The sequence below is a fragment of the Telluria sp. ZT3P26 genome (genome assembly GCF_059686035.1).
In genome coordinates this window covers 402118-419234 of record NZ_JCASII010000004.1, presented here as the reverse complement: position 1 = coordinate 419234, position 17117 = coordinate 402118, and the positions used below count along the sequence as shown (strand labels likewise).

Here is a 17117-nt window from a genome sequence, read left to right as displayed (position 1 = left end):
TCCGGAACGAGCCCATCCTTCCTCAGCAATGGTGTTGGAAGGCGAACACGTTTGACTACGTTAGAGTCCGTGTCCAAATGTCAGACCTGACCCCGAACGAATTTCAAGTATTGTTAAGTTCGGTGCTTCAATATCTCGACTGAGCCCATTGGGGCGGGCCAAAGCTGGAGGTGATACTGATCGTCGCCCTCCAGCCCATCGGCTGATACGGCGTCAAGGCCGGTAAAGCTGGCACGGACACGATAGGGTCCAGAGGGGATGTTGATGCGGGCCGCGTCGGGTACGTAGTCCGTGCAGCCGGCCGCGACGATAGCCCCGCTCGCCACCGCGATGGAACACTCGACGATGTGATCGAACTTGTCGATATCAAGTACCGGCTCTCGCGCGAGAACGGCGATCGTGACGGGCACCTCGACATTCCGGACTGTGCCGATTCCTACCGTGCCTGGAGCAACCGCCAACAGGCGTTCGACAGCGTCATCCGTCCAGGCGTCCGAAAGGTTGCCGTCGACGTTCTCGTCCTGAATGTAGAACTGGTAGTAATCGGCAAACAAGGTCAGCTTGTAATGGCTCATCGGCACCTCGATCAGATTGATAAACGCACTGCATTGAACAATCAACTTGCACAGCTGAACCGAGCACCTGCTATCGGCCAGAAGCATAAGCTCACCCAGTGTACGGCAGCCGTTGCTCGTCTCGCAAAAATGCCCCTGGCTGGACAAATTGCACGATCAATCCGCCACGCGGGTTTCACTGACTTCACGCGCCGATACCTGCCCCGATACCTCCCCAACCAGCGGCTGTTTCCCCTCCCGCCAGCGTCATCAACAGCACGGCTCAATGTCCCCCATGCGTGCGGCATTCCCCTAAAATTCATGCTGTAATGACATCGCGTGCCAATCAGCACGCTCACCCAGCGTCCATTGCCACTCCACGGAGTCAACATGCTCGAATCGGTCGGCACACCCACCCTCTATCTCTCCTTCTCCGCGTTCGTCGTCATCATGCTGGCCATCGATTTCTTTGGCCTGAAAACGTCGGGCGATCACAAGGTCAGCACGAAAGAAGCGGCTATCTGGTCGCTGATCTGGATCTCGGTGGCGCTGGCCTTTGGCGCCTGGTTCTACTGGTATCTCGAAGGCATTGCCGGCCCGGTCGTGGCCAAGGCGAAGTCGCTTGAATACCTCACCGGCTACCTGATCGAAAAGTCGCTGGCGGTCGACAACGTGTTCGTCTGGATCACCCTCTTCGGCTTTTTCGGCGTGCCGCCGCAGTACCAGAAGCGCGTGCTGCTGTATGGCGTGCTGGGCGCGATCGTGCTGCGCGCGATCCTGATTTATCTGGGCGCGCTCCTGCTGGCCCAGTTCCACTGGATCCTCTACATCTTCGGGCTATTCCTGCTCTACACCGGTATCCAGATGCTGATCTCGGCCGACAGCGAACCCGACCTGGCCGACAACAAGGTGCTGAAATGGCTGCGCGGCCACATGCGGATCACTGACGAATACCACGGCGAACAGTTCTTCATCATGCGCGACGGCCTGCGCTTTGCCACGCCGATGTTTGTGGTGCTGATCATGGTCGAGATCACGGACGTGATCTTCGCGGTCGATTCGATTCCGGCGATCTTCGCCGTCACGAGCGACCCGTTCATCGTGTTCACGTCAAACGTGTTCGCCATCCTCGGCCTGCGCGCAATGTACTTCCTGCTGGCCGACATGGCGGACCGCTTCCACCTTCTCAAGTACGGCCTGGCGGGGATCCTGATCTTCATCGGCGTCAAGATGCTGCTGCTCGATATCTACAAGATCCCGACCGGCATCGCGCTGGGCGTGGTCGGCGTGATCCTGGCGGGGTCCGTGGTGGCGAGTCTGCTCACCTCCAAACCGGCCCCGAAAACGCCGCAAGGCTGATCACGCCGCGGCGGCAGCGGCGAAGCGCACCTCGTGCAGCAGCGACTTGATCTCCGGGATGCACGAGCCGCAGTTGCCGCCCGCCTTCAGGCAGGCCGTCACCTGCCCCGGCGTCTGCAGATCTCCGGCCCGGATCGCGGCGCAGATCGTGTTGCGGCCAACGCCGAAGCACGAGCAGACCGTCGGCCCCGGGTCGGGGCCGGCTTGCACGGCGCGGCCCGCCAGCAGCGTGGCCCGTTCGCGCGGGCCCAGTTCAGGGGCGGCGAACAGTCCACCCAGCCATGCGCGCGCCGGCAGATCGGGCGCGCGCGCCACGAACAGGCAGGCTTCCAGGCGGCCATCGACCAGCAGCGCGGCGCGCAGCATCCCCGCCGACTGGTCCTGATACTCGATCCAGTCGGCATCTTCGCCAGCACCCAGCAGCGCGCGCGCCATGTCGGGCGTGACCGGTGCGCGCCCGGCCAGCTCATAGCGAACGAAACCGCTGCCACGCACGCGCGTCCAGTGCGCCACCTCCTCTAGACCGAGATCGCGCCGGCTCATGATGAAGCCATACCAGGCCACGCCGAACGGTTCGATCCGCACCGGCGTGTGCTTGAATTCCGGCTCGCCCGACACCGGATCGACGGCCGGATTGACCAGCGCGCCCACCCGCGCATCGGACGCCGTTTGCCCGTTCCAGTGAATCGGCACGAACGCGGCGCCGCGCGCGATGCCGCCGCCATGCGCCACGCGCGCCACCATCGCGCCCCAGCGTGAACTGATGCGGGCCAGCTCGCCCTCGCGCACGCCGGCCAGCAGCGCATCGTGCGGGTGCAGGTCGACAAACGGCTCGGCCGCATGGCCGGCCAGGCGCGGCGACTTGCCGGTGCGCGTCATCGTATGCCACTGGTCGCGCAGGCGGCCCGTGTTGAGAACCAGCGGGAAGTCGCTGCAAGGCAGATTGGCCGGCGGGCGCACGCCCGTCGCGATGAAGCGCGCCTTGCCGTCCGGGTAAGAAAAGCCGCCGCTGCCAAACAGGCGCGCGGTGCCCTCTCCCGCCGCGTTCACCGGCCACTGCACCGGTTGCAGCGCGTCATACGCGGCGCGACTCATGCCCACCAGCGGATCGAGCCGGAATGCGCGGCGGTGGCCATCGTCGTCATTCTTCCAGGCCGACAGGCGAGCGTGTTCGTCGAAGATCGCATGCGCGCTGTCGAACCCGAACCCGGCGTACCCCATGCGCTGCGCGACATCGCACAGCGCGCGCCAGTCGGCCCGTGCTTCCCCCGGTGCCGGCAAAAAGGCGCGCTGGCGCGAGATGCAGCGTTCGGAATTGGTGACCGTGCCATCTTTCTCACCCCAGGCGAGCGCCGGCAGCGCCACATGCGCATACGGCGCCAGGTCGGTGCTGGCCATGACGTCCGATACCACCACCAGTTCGCACGCGGCCAGCGCGCGCCGTACCTGATCGGCGTCCGGCATGCTCACGACCGGATTGGTCGCCATGATCCACACTGCTTTGACGCTGCCCGCTTCAATCGCGTGGAACAGGTCCACGGCTTTCAGGCCGGGCTTGTCGGCGATGCGCGGCGCCTCCCAGAACGTGCGCACGGCGGCGCGGTGCCCGGCGTTGTCCAGGTCCAGGTGGGCCGCGAGCATATTGGCCAGGCCGCCCACTTCGCGTCCGCCCATCGCATTGGGTTGACCCGTCAGCGAGAACGGCCCCATGCCGGGGCGGCCGATGCGGCCTGTGGCCAGATGGCAGTTGATGATCGCGTTGACCTTGTCGGTGCCGCTGCTGGACTGGTTCACGCCCATCGAGAATGTGGTGACCACTTTATCGGTGCGGGCAAACAGGTCGTAGAACGCCTGCAGGTCGTCCGGATCGAGGCCGCAGATACGCGCCACGTCGTCGCCTGCGTTGGCGACATCGAGCGCCGCCTCCAGGCCGGTCGTGTGCGCTGCGACGTAGTTTGCATCGAACGCATCGCTGCGCGCCAGGTGCGCCAGCAGTCCGTTGAACAGCGCCACGTCGCTACCGGGTTTTAAAGCCAGGTGCAGGTCCGCCAGCTCGCAGGTGGCCGTGCGGCGCGGGTCGAGCACGACGATCTGCATCGTGGGCCGTGCTTCCTTGGCTTTTACGATGCGCTGGAACAGCGTCGGATGGCACCAGGCCGCGTTCGAGCCGACCAGCACGATCAAGTCGGCCAGTTCAAAATCCTCGTAGCAGCCCGGCACCACGTCTTCGCCGAAGGCGCGCTTGTGGCCGGCCACGGCGGACGACATGCACAGGCGCGAATTGGTATCGATATTGGCGCTGCCGACGTACCCCTTCATGAACTTGTTGGCGACGTAGTAATCCTCGGTCAGGATCTGACCCGACACGTACAGCGCCACCGCATCCGGCCCATGCTCGGCGATGATGCGGGCGAAGCCGTCTGCCACGGTATCCAATGCCTCGTCCCAGCTGGCGCGCGTCAGCACCCCGTTCTGCCGCACGGCCGGATGCAGCAGGCGGCCCTCCAGATCGAGCGTCTCACCCAGCGCCGAGCCCTTTACACACAGGCGGCCGCGGTTGGCGGCGTGTTCAGGGTCACCTTCGATCGTCGCGCCGCCGCCAGGCAGCGCGGTCGCCTTCACGCCGCAGCCGACGCCGCAGTAGGGACAGGTGGTGCGCACAGCGCGGATCGGAATGGTCATGGGGTAGCTTTCTATGCAGCCTGCGCGTCGCACAACGCAGGGCCGAACAACAGGCGGTCGCGCATTGCCGAGATGTCGACGCCGCGCCCGATCAGGTCGAAATACCAGGGGCCGTCGGCGACGTCGCCATACAGCACGGCGCCCGTGAGGCGATTGCCATCCAGGACCAGGCGCTTGTACATGCCGGAACGGCGGTCGCGCAGCACCAGGTCCTGCGTGCCCGGACCGCCGACGATGTCGCCTGCCGAGTACAGGTCGATCCCGGTGACCTTGAGTTTGGTCGCCACGGCCTGCTGCACGTAGCGGCGGTGCCCGAAGCCGGCCAGGTGCGCCGCGCAGACGCGCGCCTGTTCCCAGATCGGCGCGACCAGGCCGAAGGTCGCGCGCCGGTGCTGGACGCATTCGCCCACCGCATACACGCGCGGATCGTAGCTTTGCAGCGTGTCGTCAACAACGATCGCACGCTCGACATGCAGGCCGGCGGCGCGCGCCAGCGCCACGTTGGGCCGCACACCGGCCGCCATCACCACCAGGTCGGCCGGCAGCGTAACACCGTCGGACAGGCGCACCGACGCGACCTTGCCGTCACCCAGAAAGGCCTCGGTCTGCACGCCCAGCAAAATGCGCAACCCGCGCCGCTCGAGCGCGCCCTTGAGCAGCAGCGACGCATCGCCATCGAGCTGCTGGTTCAGCAGGCTGCCGGTCAGGTGTACGACCGTCACGTCCATCCCGCGCCGCAGCAGGCCATTGGCCGCTTCCAGCCCAAGCAGGCCGCCGCCGATCACCACCGCGTGCCGGCCGTCACGGGCCGCCTGCAGCATCGTGTCGACGTCATCCAGGTCGCGAAAGCCCACCACGCCCGGCAGATCTGCGCCCGGCACCGGCACGATGAATGGCTGCGAACCGGTGGCCAGCAGCAGGCGGTCATACGTCACCTCGACGCCCGATTGCGAGCGCACGATGCGGCGGCGCCGGTCGATGGCCACGACCGGGTCCCCCGTGTGCAGCGTGATGCCATGCTCGGCGTACCACGCGCGCGGATGCAGCACGATGTCGTCCTGCGTCTTGTCGCCCGCCAGCACCGGCGAGAGCATGATGCGGTTGTAGTTCACGTGCGGCTCGGCGCCGAACACGGTGATGTCGTACATGCCAGTGGCCAGCGCGAGCAGTTCCTCGACCGTGCGCATCCCGGCCATGCCGTTGCCGACCACCACCAGCGCGGGCCTGTGCGTCGTATTCATGCGGCGACCCAGACGACGGCGCCATCGATCCGGGCCGGATAGCTCGCCACCGACTGCGCCGGCGCTTCCAGGCACTCGCCGCTGGCCAGGTCGAAGTGCTGCTTGTAGATGGGCGAGGCCACGACGATGCGCTCGCCGATGCTGCCCACCAGCCCGCGCGAGAGCACGGCGGCCTGCGAGTTCGGGTCGTAGTTATCGATAGCGAACACGCGCGGATCAATGTCGCCGATGCGGAACACGGCCACCTGGCGGCCGTTGAGCAGCGCGCACACGCCGGTGTCGGGCACGATCTCGTCGAGCCGGCAGACCGCCGTCCAGTTGGCAAGTTGGGTGTCACGATGCATGGTCATTCTCCTCAAGCCACGGCGATCGGAATCGTGCGGCGGCGTTCATCAAACGTGGCCGGTCGCACCTGGCCGCGCTCGGGCACGAACACCACGTTGCTGTCGGGTTCTTCGCTGTTGACGAAGTGGCGGAAGCGGCTGCGCACGGCCGGATTGGTGATGGCTTCCTTCCATTCGCAGGCATAGGTGTCGACCACGTGCTGCATCTGCGCTTCGAGCTCATCGCCGATGCCCAGGCTGTCCTCGACCACCACCTGGCGCAGATACTCGAGGCCCCCTTCGAGGTTTTCGCGCCAGGTCGACGTGCGCTGCAGGCGTTCGGCCGTGCGCACGTAGAACATCAGGAAGCGATCCGTCAGGCGCACCACTTCGGCTTCGGTCAGGTTCGACGCGATCAGTTCCGCGTGGCGCGGCTTCATGCCGCCGTTGCCGCACACGTACAGGTTCCAGCCCTTGTCGGTGGCGATCAGGCCCACGTCCTTGCCCTGCGCTTCGGCGCATTCGCGGGTGCAGCCCGACACGCCGAACTTGATCTTGTGCGGCGCGCGCAAGCCCTTGTAGCGGTTTTCCAGTTCGATGGCAAAGCCCACGCTGTCGCCCACGCCATAGCGGCACCAGGTCGAGCCGACGCACGATTTGACGGTGCGTAGCGACTTGCCGTAGGCGTGGCCCGACTCGAAGCCGGCGTCGATCAGCTCTTCCCAGATCGCCGGCAACTGGTCCACGCGCGCGCCGAACAGGTCGACCCGCTGGCCGCCCGTGATCTTGGTGTACAGGCCATACTTCTTGGCCACCATGCCCACGGCGATCAGGCCGTCGGCCGTCACTTCGCCGCCCGCCATGCGCGGTATGACCGAGTAGGTGCCGTCCTTCTGGATGTTGCCGAGGAAGTAGTCGTTCGAATCCTGCAGGCTGGCGTGCTTCGGTTTGAGCACGAAATCGTTCCATACCGAGGCCAGGATATTCGCGGCGGTCGGCTTGCAGACGTCGCAGCCCAGGCCACGGCCGTGGCGCGCCAGCAGTTCGCCGAATTCCTTGATGCCCTCCACGCGCACCAGGTGGTACAGCTCCTGGCGCGAGTACGCAAAGTGTTCGCACAGGTGGTTGTTGACGGCCACACCCAGCTTTTTCAGTTCGGCGTTGAGCACCTGCGTCACCAGCGGCACGCAGCCGCCGCAGGCCGTACCGGCCGTGGTGCAGCTTTTCAGCGCGCCGATCGTGGTCGCGCCGCCGGCCACCGCCTCGCACAGCGCGCCCTTCGAGATGTCGTTGCACGAGCAGACCTGCGCCGTGGCTGGCAGCTTGTCCACGCCCAGCGCAGGCCGCACGGTGTTGCCGCTCTCGGGCAGGATCAGGTATTCGGGCGCTTCGGGCAGCTCGATCTTGTTGAGCATCGTCTGCAGCAGCGCGCCGTAGGATGCGGCGTCGCCCACCAGCACGCCGCCGAGCAGGTACTTGCCGCAGCTCGAGACGACGATCTTGCGGTAGGTCTGGCGCCGCTCATCCAGGAACTGGTAGCTGCGGCTGCCGGGCGTAACGCCATGCGCGTCGCCCAGGCTGGCCACGTCCACGCCCATCAGCTTGAGCTTCGTGCTCATGTCGGCGCCCGCAAAGCCGCATTCGGCGCCCAGCACATGGCGCGCGGCGGTGCGCGCCATGTCGTAGCCCGGCGCCACCAGGCCAAACAGCTGGCCACTCCACAGCGCGCATTCGCCGATCGCGTAGACGTGCGGGTCGGACGTCAGGCACTGGCCGTCGATGACGATGCCGCCGCGCGCGCCCAGCTCAAGGCCGGCCTGGCGTGCCAGTTCATCGCGCGGGCGGATGCCGGCCGAGAACACGATCATGTCGGTGTCCAGACTCGTGCCGTCGGCGAACTGCATGCGGTGGGTCGTCGCGTCGCCATCGACGATGGCCAGCGTGTTCTTGCCGGTGTGGACGCCGACACCCAGTTCTTCGATGCGGGTGCGCAGCACGCGCGCGCCTGCATCGTCGACCTGCACTGCCATCAGGCGCGGCGCGAATTCGACGACGTGCGCCTGCAGGCCCAGGTCGCGCAGCGCCTTGGCGCACTCCAGGCCCAGCAGGCCGCCGCCGATGACGACGCCGATGCGCTGGCGCGTCCCGTCGCCACGACCGGCGCATTCCTTCATCTTTTCCAGGTCTTCGATCGTGCGGTACACGAAGCAGTCCTTGCGGTCGGCGCCGGGCACGGGCGGCACGAACGGGTACGAGCCGGTGGCCAGCACCAGGCGATCGTAAGAGACTGCGCTGCCGTCGCCCAGCAGCACCGATTGCGCAGCGCGGTCGATGGCGACCACCTTTGCGTTCAGGCGCAGCACGACGCGCTCGGCCAGCTCGGCGCGCTCGAAGTAGCCCGGCGCGACCAGCGACAGGTCATCCGCGCTTTTACCGGCAAAGAATTCCGACAGGTGCACGCGGTCGTAGGCCGGGCGCGGCTCTTCGCCCAGCACCGTCACCCGCAGCGGTGTCGCTGGGTCGAGCATGCTGCCGGCGGCCAGGGTTTCGAGGAATTTGTGGCCCACCATTCCGTGGCCGATGACGACGATATGCATGACGTTCTCCTTTATGCTGCAACGGTTGCGGAAGGGGCGCGGGACGTGCTGCCGAAGCGCGCGCCGAGCGCGCACAGGCTGGCCACCAGCACCAGGCCACTCAGGATCGTGAGCGTGCTCTGGATGTCACCCGTGCCCTTCATCAGGAAGCCCGCGGCGACGGCGCCGACATTGCCGCCCGCACCAACGATGCCGGCCACGCCGCCCAGCGCCTTGGGCGCCACGAACGGCACCAGCGCATAGGTCGCGCCGCAGGCCATGTGCGTGAACAGGCCGAATACCAGCATCGCGACCACTGCGAACACGACGCCGTCGGCCTGCGCGAACCACAACAGGCCGAGCGCTTCACCGATCATCAGGACGAACAGGATGGTCACGCGGCGATTGACGTCACCGCCGCGCGCAGCGCGGTCCGACAGCCAGCCGCCCAGCGCGCGGGCGAACAGCGCCAGCAGGCCAAAGCTGCCGGCCGCCATGCCGGCCTGGCCCAGGGTCAGGTCGAAGTGATCGACGTAATACACGGCGGCGATGTTGTGGATGAAGATCTCGATGCCGAAGCAGGCGCCGTAGGTGACAAACAGCAGCCAGGCGCGGTGATTGCGGCAGCCTTCGCTGAAACTGGCCCAGCCGCCCTTGCCGGCGCTGGCCGGCAGGTTGCCGGTCTTGCGCAGGTCGTCGTAGTTACCGGCGGGGCAATCCTGCGTGTAGCGCCAGTAGACAAAGGCCATGATGATCATCATGACGACCGGGACCACCAGCGCCACGCGCCAGCTCATCGACTGGCTCACGCCCAGCATCACGACGGCCGTGAGCAGCAGCGGCATCAGCGCCTGCGCTGCGCCGCCGCCGGCATTGCCCCAGCCGGCAGCGGCCGCGTTGGCGGTGCCCACCACCTTCGGCGAGAACATCACCGACGTGTGGTACTGGGTGATGACGAAGCTGGCGCCGACCGCGCCGATGCCCAGGCGCGCCAGCAGGAAGGTTTCGTAGCTCTGCGCCATGGCCACGCCCAGCACGGGAATGGCGCCAATCAGAAGCAGGCCCGTGTAGGTCTTGCGCGGGCCGTAGCGGTCGCACAGGGGGCCAACCAGCAGGCGGACAAAAATCGTGATCGCCACCGCCGCGATATTGATATTGGCGATCTGCTCCATCGACAGGCCGAACTCGCCCTTGATGACGGGCATCAGCGGCGCGCAGGCGAACCACGCGAAGAAGCAAATGAAGAAGGCCACCCAGGTCAGGTGGAAGGCCCGCATCGGCGCGCCCTGGAACGAGAAGAGGTTGATGTTGTCTGCTTTGCCGGTCATGATTTTCGTCCTTGGAAAACAAAAAGGCGTCCGCGCTGCTGCCTGGGGCAGAAGCTGCGGACGCCGTTGTCCTGGTGCCGGCCCGTCGTTGGGCTGGCGTTATATGAAGGAGATCGTCATTGATCCTGTGCTCTGTATCAGCAAGAGGCGTGCCACGCGCGGTTCAGGGCGGGGCCGGCAACCGGCGCCCGACAAACGCTGCATTGCGGTGCACCATTCCCCAAGATGATGCACGGGTATGCACCGCGATTGGCGTCAAGCCGGTGCGCCGTGTTGAGCGAACGTGTGCGGATCGCTGCCATCCCAGACCCGGCCATCCATCAGTGTGGACGTGCGCAGCGTGGCGGCAGGCAGTGGCGTACCGGTGCGCTCGGCCGCTTCGCGATACAGGTCGATGCGGTTGACCTGCTGCGCCAGCGCCAGGTAATCGGGATCGGTATCGGGATCGGTACGCAGCAAGCCCCAACGGCGGTGCTGCGTCATGAACCACATGCCGTCGGACAGCCACGGGAAGTTCGCTTCGCCATCGGCGTAAAAGCGCAGGCCGTTGTGGCCACGCCAGGCCGCGCCGTCCTGAGGCCCGGCCAGGCAGAACTGCAGCGTCTCGCGACTGGCATTGACATACGCGGGACTGGCCAGCACCTCGGCCGCCGCTTCGCGGTTGGCACGCGAGGCGTCGAGCCAGCGCGCGGCCTGCAGCAGCGCGGCGATCATCGCGCGGCAGGCATTCGGGTGGGTCGCGGCAAATGCGGCGCGCGTGCCCAGCGCCTTGCCGGGATGGTTCGGCCATACCTGCTCGCTTGATGCGGCCTGCACGCCCGCGCCGTCGCGCAGCGCGCGCTGGCCCCACGGCTCGCCCGCGCAGAAGCCATCCATATGACCGGCCGCGAGGCTGGCCGCCATCTGCCCCGGCGGCACTGTCACCACCTGGCAGTCTTTCATCGGATCGACGCCCTGCGCCGCCAGCCAGTAATACAGGAACATCGCATGGTTCCCGGTCGGGAAGGTGTGCGCGAGCGTCAGGCGCTGCCCTGCCTGCACCAGGCGCGCCAGCCCGCCCGGCTCTGCTGCTGCTTCGGCCCAGGTGCGCGAGAGCGTGATGTTCTGGCCGTTCTGGTTCAGGTTCATCAGCACGGCCATGTCGCACTGGCCGGTGCCGATGCCGTTCTGGATCCCGTAGACCATGCCGTACAGCGCCTGCGCTGCATCGAGCTGGCCGCCCACCAGGTGCTCGCGCATGCCGGTCCAGGATTGTTGGCGGCTCAGTGCAAAGCGCACGCCGTACAGTTCATCGAAGCCCAGCACCGACGCCATCACCAGCGGCGCGCAGTCGGCCAGCGGCATGAAGCCGATGCGGATGGTTTCGATCTCGGGACGGTCGGTACCGGCGATCCATGCGCCCTTGCCTGCCAATGTCATAGGTCTCCTGATGTTCTTCTTCGATGCCGGGCGCTCAGCCCAGCAGGTCTTCCACGTCGATCAGGCGCTGCGCGACGTCGACCAGCTTCATGTTCTTGTTCATGGCCAGGCTGCGCAGGCGCTGGTAGGCCTGGTCTTCGGTCAGCTGGTAACGCGTCATCAACATGCCCTTGGCGCGATCGAGCACCTTGCGCTCAGCCAGCTTTTGCCGGGTATCGCTCAATTCGTCGAGCAGCCGCTGTTCGCGCCGGAAGCGCGCCAGCGCGACGTCGAGCACCGGTTTGACGCGCTCGGCCTGCAGGCCGGCGACGATGTAGGCCGACACGCCCGCTTCCAGTGCGGCGTCCATGCTGGCCGGGGCGTCGTCCTCGGTGAACAGCACGATGGGCCGGCGCGCGTCGCGGGTGGCAATCACGATGTGTTCGAGCACGTCGCGCGCGTCGGACTCGCTGTCGAGGATGATCAGGTCAGGCTGCAACTGCGCGATGCGCTCGGGCAGGAACACGTCGGCCGGGAGTGAGGCGACCAGATCGTAGCCCGATTCGAGCAGGCCAATGCGCAGCGCGGTGCTGCGCCGGACCTGCGCCGCCTGGGCCGCGTCGGGGTCGGCGCCGGGTGCCGTTGCGGACAGCACGACAACAATGCGCAAATGTGGGGTTGTTGTGTCTCGCGGTTTCATGCTGTTTTTGCATGCAAGAATCGTACCTTGTTGCCATGATGCATCGATTGCTTGCCCTTCTTATGCGTGAGTCCACGGTCGAGATATGCGTCCATCGCATATCTTTCCCGTGAGCAACTAGACAATTATTCGTTTCGTGAATCGCTGGAATCACGAATGAAAAGTTTTCTTATGACTCGATGCCTCATATACTGCAACGCAACATGACAGTATTTAACCAGGAGCGCAATATGACTGCAGCTATCCAGCAAACCAATTTCTTCGCAACGGCGATCGCCGCCATCCGTAGCTTTTCGCAAGACCTGTACATCGCCCACGGCGGTTACGCTCCATCGGTGCGGGGTTAATCATGCATCCACTCGAATACCTGACCATCGCCCTGGCCGTGCTGACCGTCGCCGCCCGCGTCTCGATGTACCTGCCACGTCCGCCCAAAGGCCCGTTCAAGGCAATGTAAGCAGCAGGGCAGAACGCCCAGTCAAGGCAGAATAATCTGCCTGTTTTACCCAGCGCCGGCCGTATTGACATACTGCCGGCGTTTGTATTTATAGTAAAAAAACCTTCTCCGATCCGCGCGCCGTGGCAAGTGGCTGCGCTAGAATGCATTCGCATTTCTGGCCAGAAAGCCCCTTCTTTCACTTACCACATACCCATGCGCACACCTGCACTCACCCTCTTTGCGGCCTCGTTCGCGGCCTCGCTGGCATCGTTCGCACTGCCGGCAGCAGCAGCACCCACGCCCATCACCCTCGACCAGGCCATGAGCCATCCCGACTGGATCGGCACGCCGGTGGAAGACGCCTGGTTCAGCTGGGACAGCAAGCAGGTGTACTACAAGCAGAAGCGCACCGGCTCGCCGTTGCGCGACACGTTCCAGGCCGGTGCAAATGCCGGCAAGGCGCAGATGGTGAGCGACGCCGACCTGCCGAAGATCGATAGCGCCGACGTGGTCTACAACCGCGACAACACGCGCATGCTGGTCATCCGCAACAACGACCTGTTCGAGCGCGACCTGAAATCAGGCCAGCTGGTGCAGGTCACGCGCGGCGCGAGCCGCATCGGCAACGCGCAGTACGCGGCCGACGAGCGCTCGGTGCAGTACCGCATCGGCACCGACTGGTATGTGTGGGACCGCGTCACCCGCGTCACCGGCCCGGCCGCGCTGCCGCGCGCGGCGAAGGACCCGAATGCACCGGAAGACGACGCCTACCGTGCGACCGAGCTGCGCCTGATCGAACACCTCAAGCGCCAGAAGGATGACCGCGACGCGCTGCGCGCCCGCAACGACGAACTGCGCCGGGTCGATGCGACGATGGCGCCGACGCCCGTCTACCTGGGCGACAAGGTCACGCTGGAGGCAAGTTCTCTGTCGCCGGACGGCCGCTGGCTGCTGGTCGTCACCGCCGCCAAGAGCGCCGACAAGGGCCGCGTGGGCAAGATGCCGCGCTACGTGAACGAATCGGGTTACGAAGAAACGGAAGACGTGCGCACGCGCGTGGGCCGCAATATGCCGCCCGCGCATTCGCTCAAACTGGTCGACCTGCGCACGAATACCGTCAAGGACATCGGCTTCGACACCCTGCCCGGCATCACCGTCGATCCGCTGGCCGCGCTGCGCGCCGCTGCCAAGAAGGATCCCCTCAAGGGCAACCGGCCGGTGGTCGTCTCGGGTGGCCGCAACGCGATCGACTGGAGCAGCAATGGCGCCAACGTGGCCGTGATGCTGCGCTCGGTCGACAACAAGGACCGCTGGATCGCCAGCGTCGACCTGCGTGACGCCAAGCTGAAACCCCTGAACCGCGTGACCGACGGCGCCTGGGTCAATTACGACAACGCCGAATTCGGCTGGCTGCCGGACAACCGCACGCTGTGGTACCTGTCGGAAGAATCGGGCTACTCGCACCTGTACACGCAGGACACCATGGGATCGGCTTCGCCACGCGCGCTGACCTCGGGCAAATGGGAAGCCAGCGACGTGCGCTGGAACGCGGACGGCAGCACCGCCTACATGCTGTGCAACCACGAAGCGCCGGGCGACTACGAAGTCTGCGCCGTGAGCGCCAGGAGTGGCGCGGTGCGCGAAGTGACGAAGCTCGACGGCGTCGAACGCTTCAACCTGTCGCCGGACCAGAACAAGCTGCTGGTGCACTGGTCGTCGAGCTACACGCCGATCCAGATCGCGACCGTGCCCGTTTCGGGCGGCGCCGCCACGAAGCTGACCGACACCCGCACGCCCGACTTCAAGGCGCGCGAATGGATCGAGCCGCAATACGTGGCCGTGCCATCGAGCGCCGGCGGCGACCCGGTGCACGCCAAGCTGTATCGCCCGGCGCAGCTCGAAGCTGGCAAGACCTACCCGGTCGTGATGTTCGTGCACGGTGCCGGCTACCTACAGAACGTCAGCAAGCGCTATCCGGTCTACTTCCGCGAACAGATGTTCCACAACCTGCTGGTGCAGCAGGGGTACATCGTGCTGGACATGGATTACCGCGCCTCGAAAGGCTATGGCGCCAAATGGCGTACGGCGATCTACCGCCAGATGGGGCACCCGGAACTGGACGACTACCTCGACGGCGTGAAGTACCTGGTCGGCCAGCAGCAGGGCGACGCCAGCAATATCGGCGTCTACGGCGGCAGCTACGGCGGCTTCATGACCTTCATGGCCCTGATGCGCGCACCGGACGTGTTCAAGGCCGGCGCCGCGCTGCGCCCCGTGACCGACTGGACCAGCTACAACCACGAGTACACGGCCAACATCCTCAACACGCCGGACATCGATCCGGAAGCGTATAAAAAATCGTCGCCGATCGAGTACGCGCAGAACCTCAAGGGCCACCTGCTGATCTCGCACGGCATGATCGACGATAACGTGCTGTACCAGGATTCGGTGCGCATGGCGCAGCGCCTGATCGAGATGAAGAAGGACCACTGGGAAATGGCGAGCTACCCGCTCGAGCGCCATGGCTACGTGCAGCCCGAAGCCTGGTACGACCAGTACCGCCGGATCTATCAGCTGTTCGAGCGCTCGCTCAAGCAGAAGTAATCCACGCGCCGGCAACCGCTGCGCATACCCTGTTTGCATAGGCATTACAGGATGTAAGCACGATTGCCGGCGGCGCGCGGCTGGTGCACCTTATGACAACCATCACGTCATGAGGTCCTGCCATGTCACGCTCGCGCGCCACCACCCTGCCCCTCATTGCAGCGACCATGCTGCTGGCCGCCTGCAGCGCCCCGCAGCAGCTGCAAGTGGATGGCGCTGCAGCGCCACCGCCGCCGCCAGCACCCGGGACGCGGGTCGAGGTGACCGGCAGCGCGCTCTCCTCGTATTCAGGCTACGCCGGCGCGCCGCCGACGTCCTTCCAGCGTCGCATCGCCACGATGCCTTACCCCATGCCACAGTACGCTCCGGGCGCCGAGCGCTTCCCCGATGTGCAGGCCAACCGCGCGGTGCTGGTCGAAGAACAGCCCGTCTCCACTTTCAGCAGCGACGTCGATACCGCCTCGTATGCCTACGTGCGGCGCCAGCTGAGCGCCGGCAGACTGCCGCCACCGGCCGCCGTGCGGGTGGAGGAAATGGTGAACTACTTCCCCTACGCCTATGCCGCACCTGGCAAGGCCAGCCAGCCATTCGCGCTGACCACGGCCGTCATGCCCAGCCCGTGGAATGCGGACAACCAGCTGCTGCACGTGGCCGTGCGCGGCTATGACCTGCAGCGCGCCGAACGGCCGCCGATGAACGTGGTGTTGCTGGTCGACGTGTCCGGCTCGATGGCCCCGCAAGACCGCCTGCCGCTGCTCAAGCAGGGCTTCCGCCTGTTCGCACAGGGCTTGCGCGAACAGGACCGGGTGGCGATCGTCACCTACGCCAATGGCACGACGGTGGCGCTCGAACCCACCACGGGCAGCGACAAGCAGAAGATCATCGACGCCATCGATGCGTTGCAGGCAGCCGGCGGTACGGCCGGCCGCGATGGCCTGGAGCGCGCCTACGCCATGGCCCAACGCCACTTCGATGCGAAAGCCGTCAACCGCATCATCCTGGCCACCGACGGCGACTTCAATATCGGCGTGAGGGACCCGCGCCAGCTCGAAACCTTCATCGCCGAGAAGCGCAAGAGCGGCGTGTACCTGTCGATTTTCGGCGTCGGCGACGGTAACCTGAACGATGCGCTGATCCAGCGCCTGACGCAGTCGGGCAATGGCAATGCGGCCTATATCGACTCGCTGCTCGAAGCGCGCAAGGCGCTGCAGGGCGAACTTGGCTCGACGATGTTCCCGATCGCGAACGACGTCAAGATGCAGGTCGAGTTCAACCCGGCGCGCGTGGCGGCGTATCGCCTGATCGGCTACGAGACGCGCATGCTGGCACGCCAGGACTTCAAGGACGACAAGGTCGATGCGGGCGACATGGGCGCCGGCCACACGGTGACCGCGATCTACGAGATCACGCCGGCAGCGGGTGCTGCGAAACTGGTCGATCCGCTGCGCTATGGGACAGGGAAGAAGGCCGCACCAGCGGGCAAGAATGACGAGCTGGCGTTCGTGCGGGTGCGCTACAAGGTGCCGGGCGAGAGCAAGAGCCGCCTGGCCGAGCAGCCGGTGCGCCCGGCAACGGCGGGCGCCACGCTGGCCGCCGCGCCGGCTGACCAGCGCTTCGCGGTGGCCGTGGCCGCCTTTGGCCAGCGCCTGCGCGGCGAGCCGCAGGTCAGTGACTACAGCTATGCCGACATCGCGACGCTGGCGAACGACGCACGGGGCACGGATCCGGACGGTTATCGCGCCGAGTTCGTGAAGCTCGTGCGGATGGCGGAATCGCTGGGCCAGGCTGGGGCAACCGGGCGTCCTTGATGTGCCAGGTGTGACGAATGTTGGCGGCAAGCGATCAGCGACACATAAATCTGTCGTTCCCGCGCAGGCGGGAACCCAAGTGTGCCCGCGTTGCATCAAAGTTCG

The 17117-nt window shown here is 65.9% G+C and carries 11 protein-coding genes; 3 read left to right on the top strand and 8 right to left on the bottom strand.

Annotated elements, in window-relative coordinates:
* Nucleotides 1-113 precede the first annotated feature (113 nt).
* Nucleotides 114-662, bottom strand: coding sequence for a hypothetical protein (locus tag AC56LN_RS15580; protein WP_499573014.1), 549 nt, complete (start codon nt 660-662; stop codon nt 114-116).
* A 282-nt stretch (nt 663-944) separates the two neighbouring features.
* Between AC56LN_RS15580 and AC56LN_RS15575 the strand changes: the two genes are divergently transcribed.
* Nucleotides 945-1913: a TerC family protein gene (locus AC56LN_RS15575; protein ID WP_499573013.1), complete on the top strand. Its 969-nt coding sequence runs from the start codon at nt 945-947 to the stop codon at nt 1911-1913.
* On the opposite strand, the gene AC56LN_RS15570 is transcribed toward AC56LN_RS15575, so the two are convergent.
* The 7 genes from AC56LN_RS15570 to AC56LN_RS15540 form a co-directional block, all read right to left on the bottom strand.
* Nucleotides 1914-4595 carry a molybdopterin-dependent oxidoreductase gene (locus AC56LN_RS15570; RefSeq protein ID WP_499573011.1) on the bottom strand — a complete coding sequence of 894 codons (2682 nt, stop codon included), beginning with the start codon at nt 4593-4595 and terminating at the stop codon, nt 1914-1916. It abuts the gene before it with no gap.
* A gap of 11 nt (nt 4596-4606) precedes the next feature.
* Nucleotides 4607-5836, bottom strand: coding sequence for an NAD(P)/FAD-dependent oxidoreductase (locus tag AC56LN_RS15565; RefSeq protein WP_499573010.1), 1230 nt, complete (start codon nt 5834-5836; stop codon nt 4607-4609).
* Nucleotides 5833-6180, bottom strand: coding sequence for a nitrite reductase small subunit NirD (gene nirD, locus AC56LN_RS15560; protein ID WP_499573008.1), 348 nt, complete (start codon nt 6178-6180; stop codon nt 5833-5835). Before nirD ends, AC56LN_RS15565 begins: the two co-directional genes overlap by 4 nt.
* Nucleotides 6181-6191: 11 nt before the next feature.
* Nucleotides 6192-8756 (bottom strand): nitrite reductase large subunit NirB, encoded by a 2565-nt coding sequence (gene nirB, locus AC56LN_RS15555; RefSeq protein WP_499573007.1) that lies wholly within the window; start codon nt 8754-8756, stop codon nt 6192-6194.
* An 11-nt stretch (nt 8757-8767) separates the two neighbouring features.
* Nucleotides 8768-10063 (bottom strand): MFS transporter, encoded by a 1296-nt coding sequence (locus tag AC56LN_RS15550; RefSeq protein WP_499573006.1) that lies wholly within the window; start codon nt 10061-10063, stop codon nt 8768-8770.
* Between the two features lie 255 nt (nt 10064-10318).
* Nucleotides 10319-11482, bottom strand: a complete 1164-nt coding sequence (locus AC56LN_RS15545) for a CmpA/NrtA family ABC transporter substrate-binding protein (RefSeq protein ID WP_499573004.1) — start codon at nt 11480-11482, stop codon at nt 10319-10321.
* 34 nt (nt 11483-11516) lie between these two features.
* Nucleotides 11517-12161: an ANTAR domain-containing response regulator gene (locus AC56LN_RS15540; RefSeq protein WP_482897593.1), complete on the bottom strand. Its 645-nt coding sequence runs from the start codon at nt 12159-12161 to the stop codon at nt 11517-11519.
* A 652-nt stretch (nt 12162-12813) separates the two neighbouring features.
* On the opposite strand from AC56LN_RS15540, the gene AC56LN_RS15535 reads away from it, so the two are divergent.
* A complete protein-coding gene (locus AC56LN_RS15535) occupies nt 12814-15204 on the top strand; it encodes a S9 family peptidase (RefSeq protein WP_499573002.1) in 2391 nt (796 codons plus the stop codon).
* 122 nt (nt 15205-15326) lie between these two features.
* Nucleotides 15327-17012 carry a vWA domain-containing protein gene (locus AC56LN_RS15530; protein WP_499573000.1) on the top strand — a complete coding sequence of 562 codons (1686 nt, stop codon included), beginning with the start codon at nt 15327-15329 and terminating at the stop codon, nt 17010-17012.
* Nucleotides 17013-17117 lie beyond the last annotated feature (105 nt).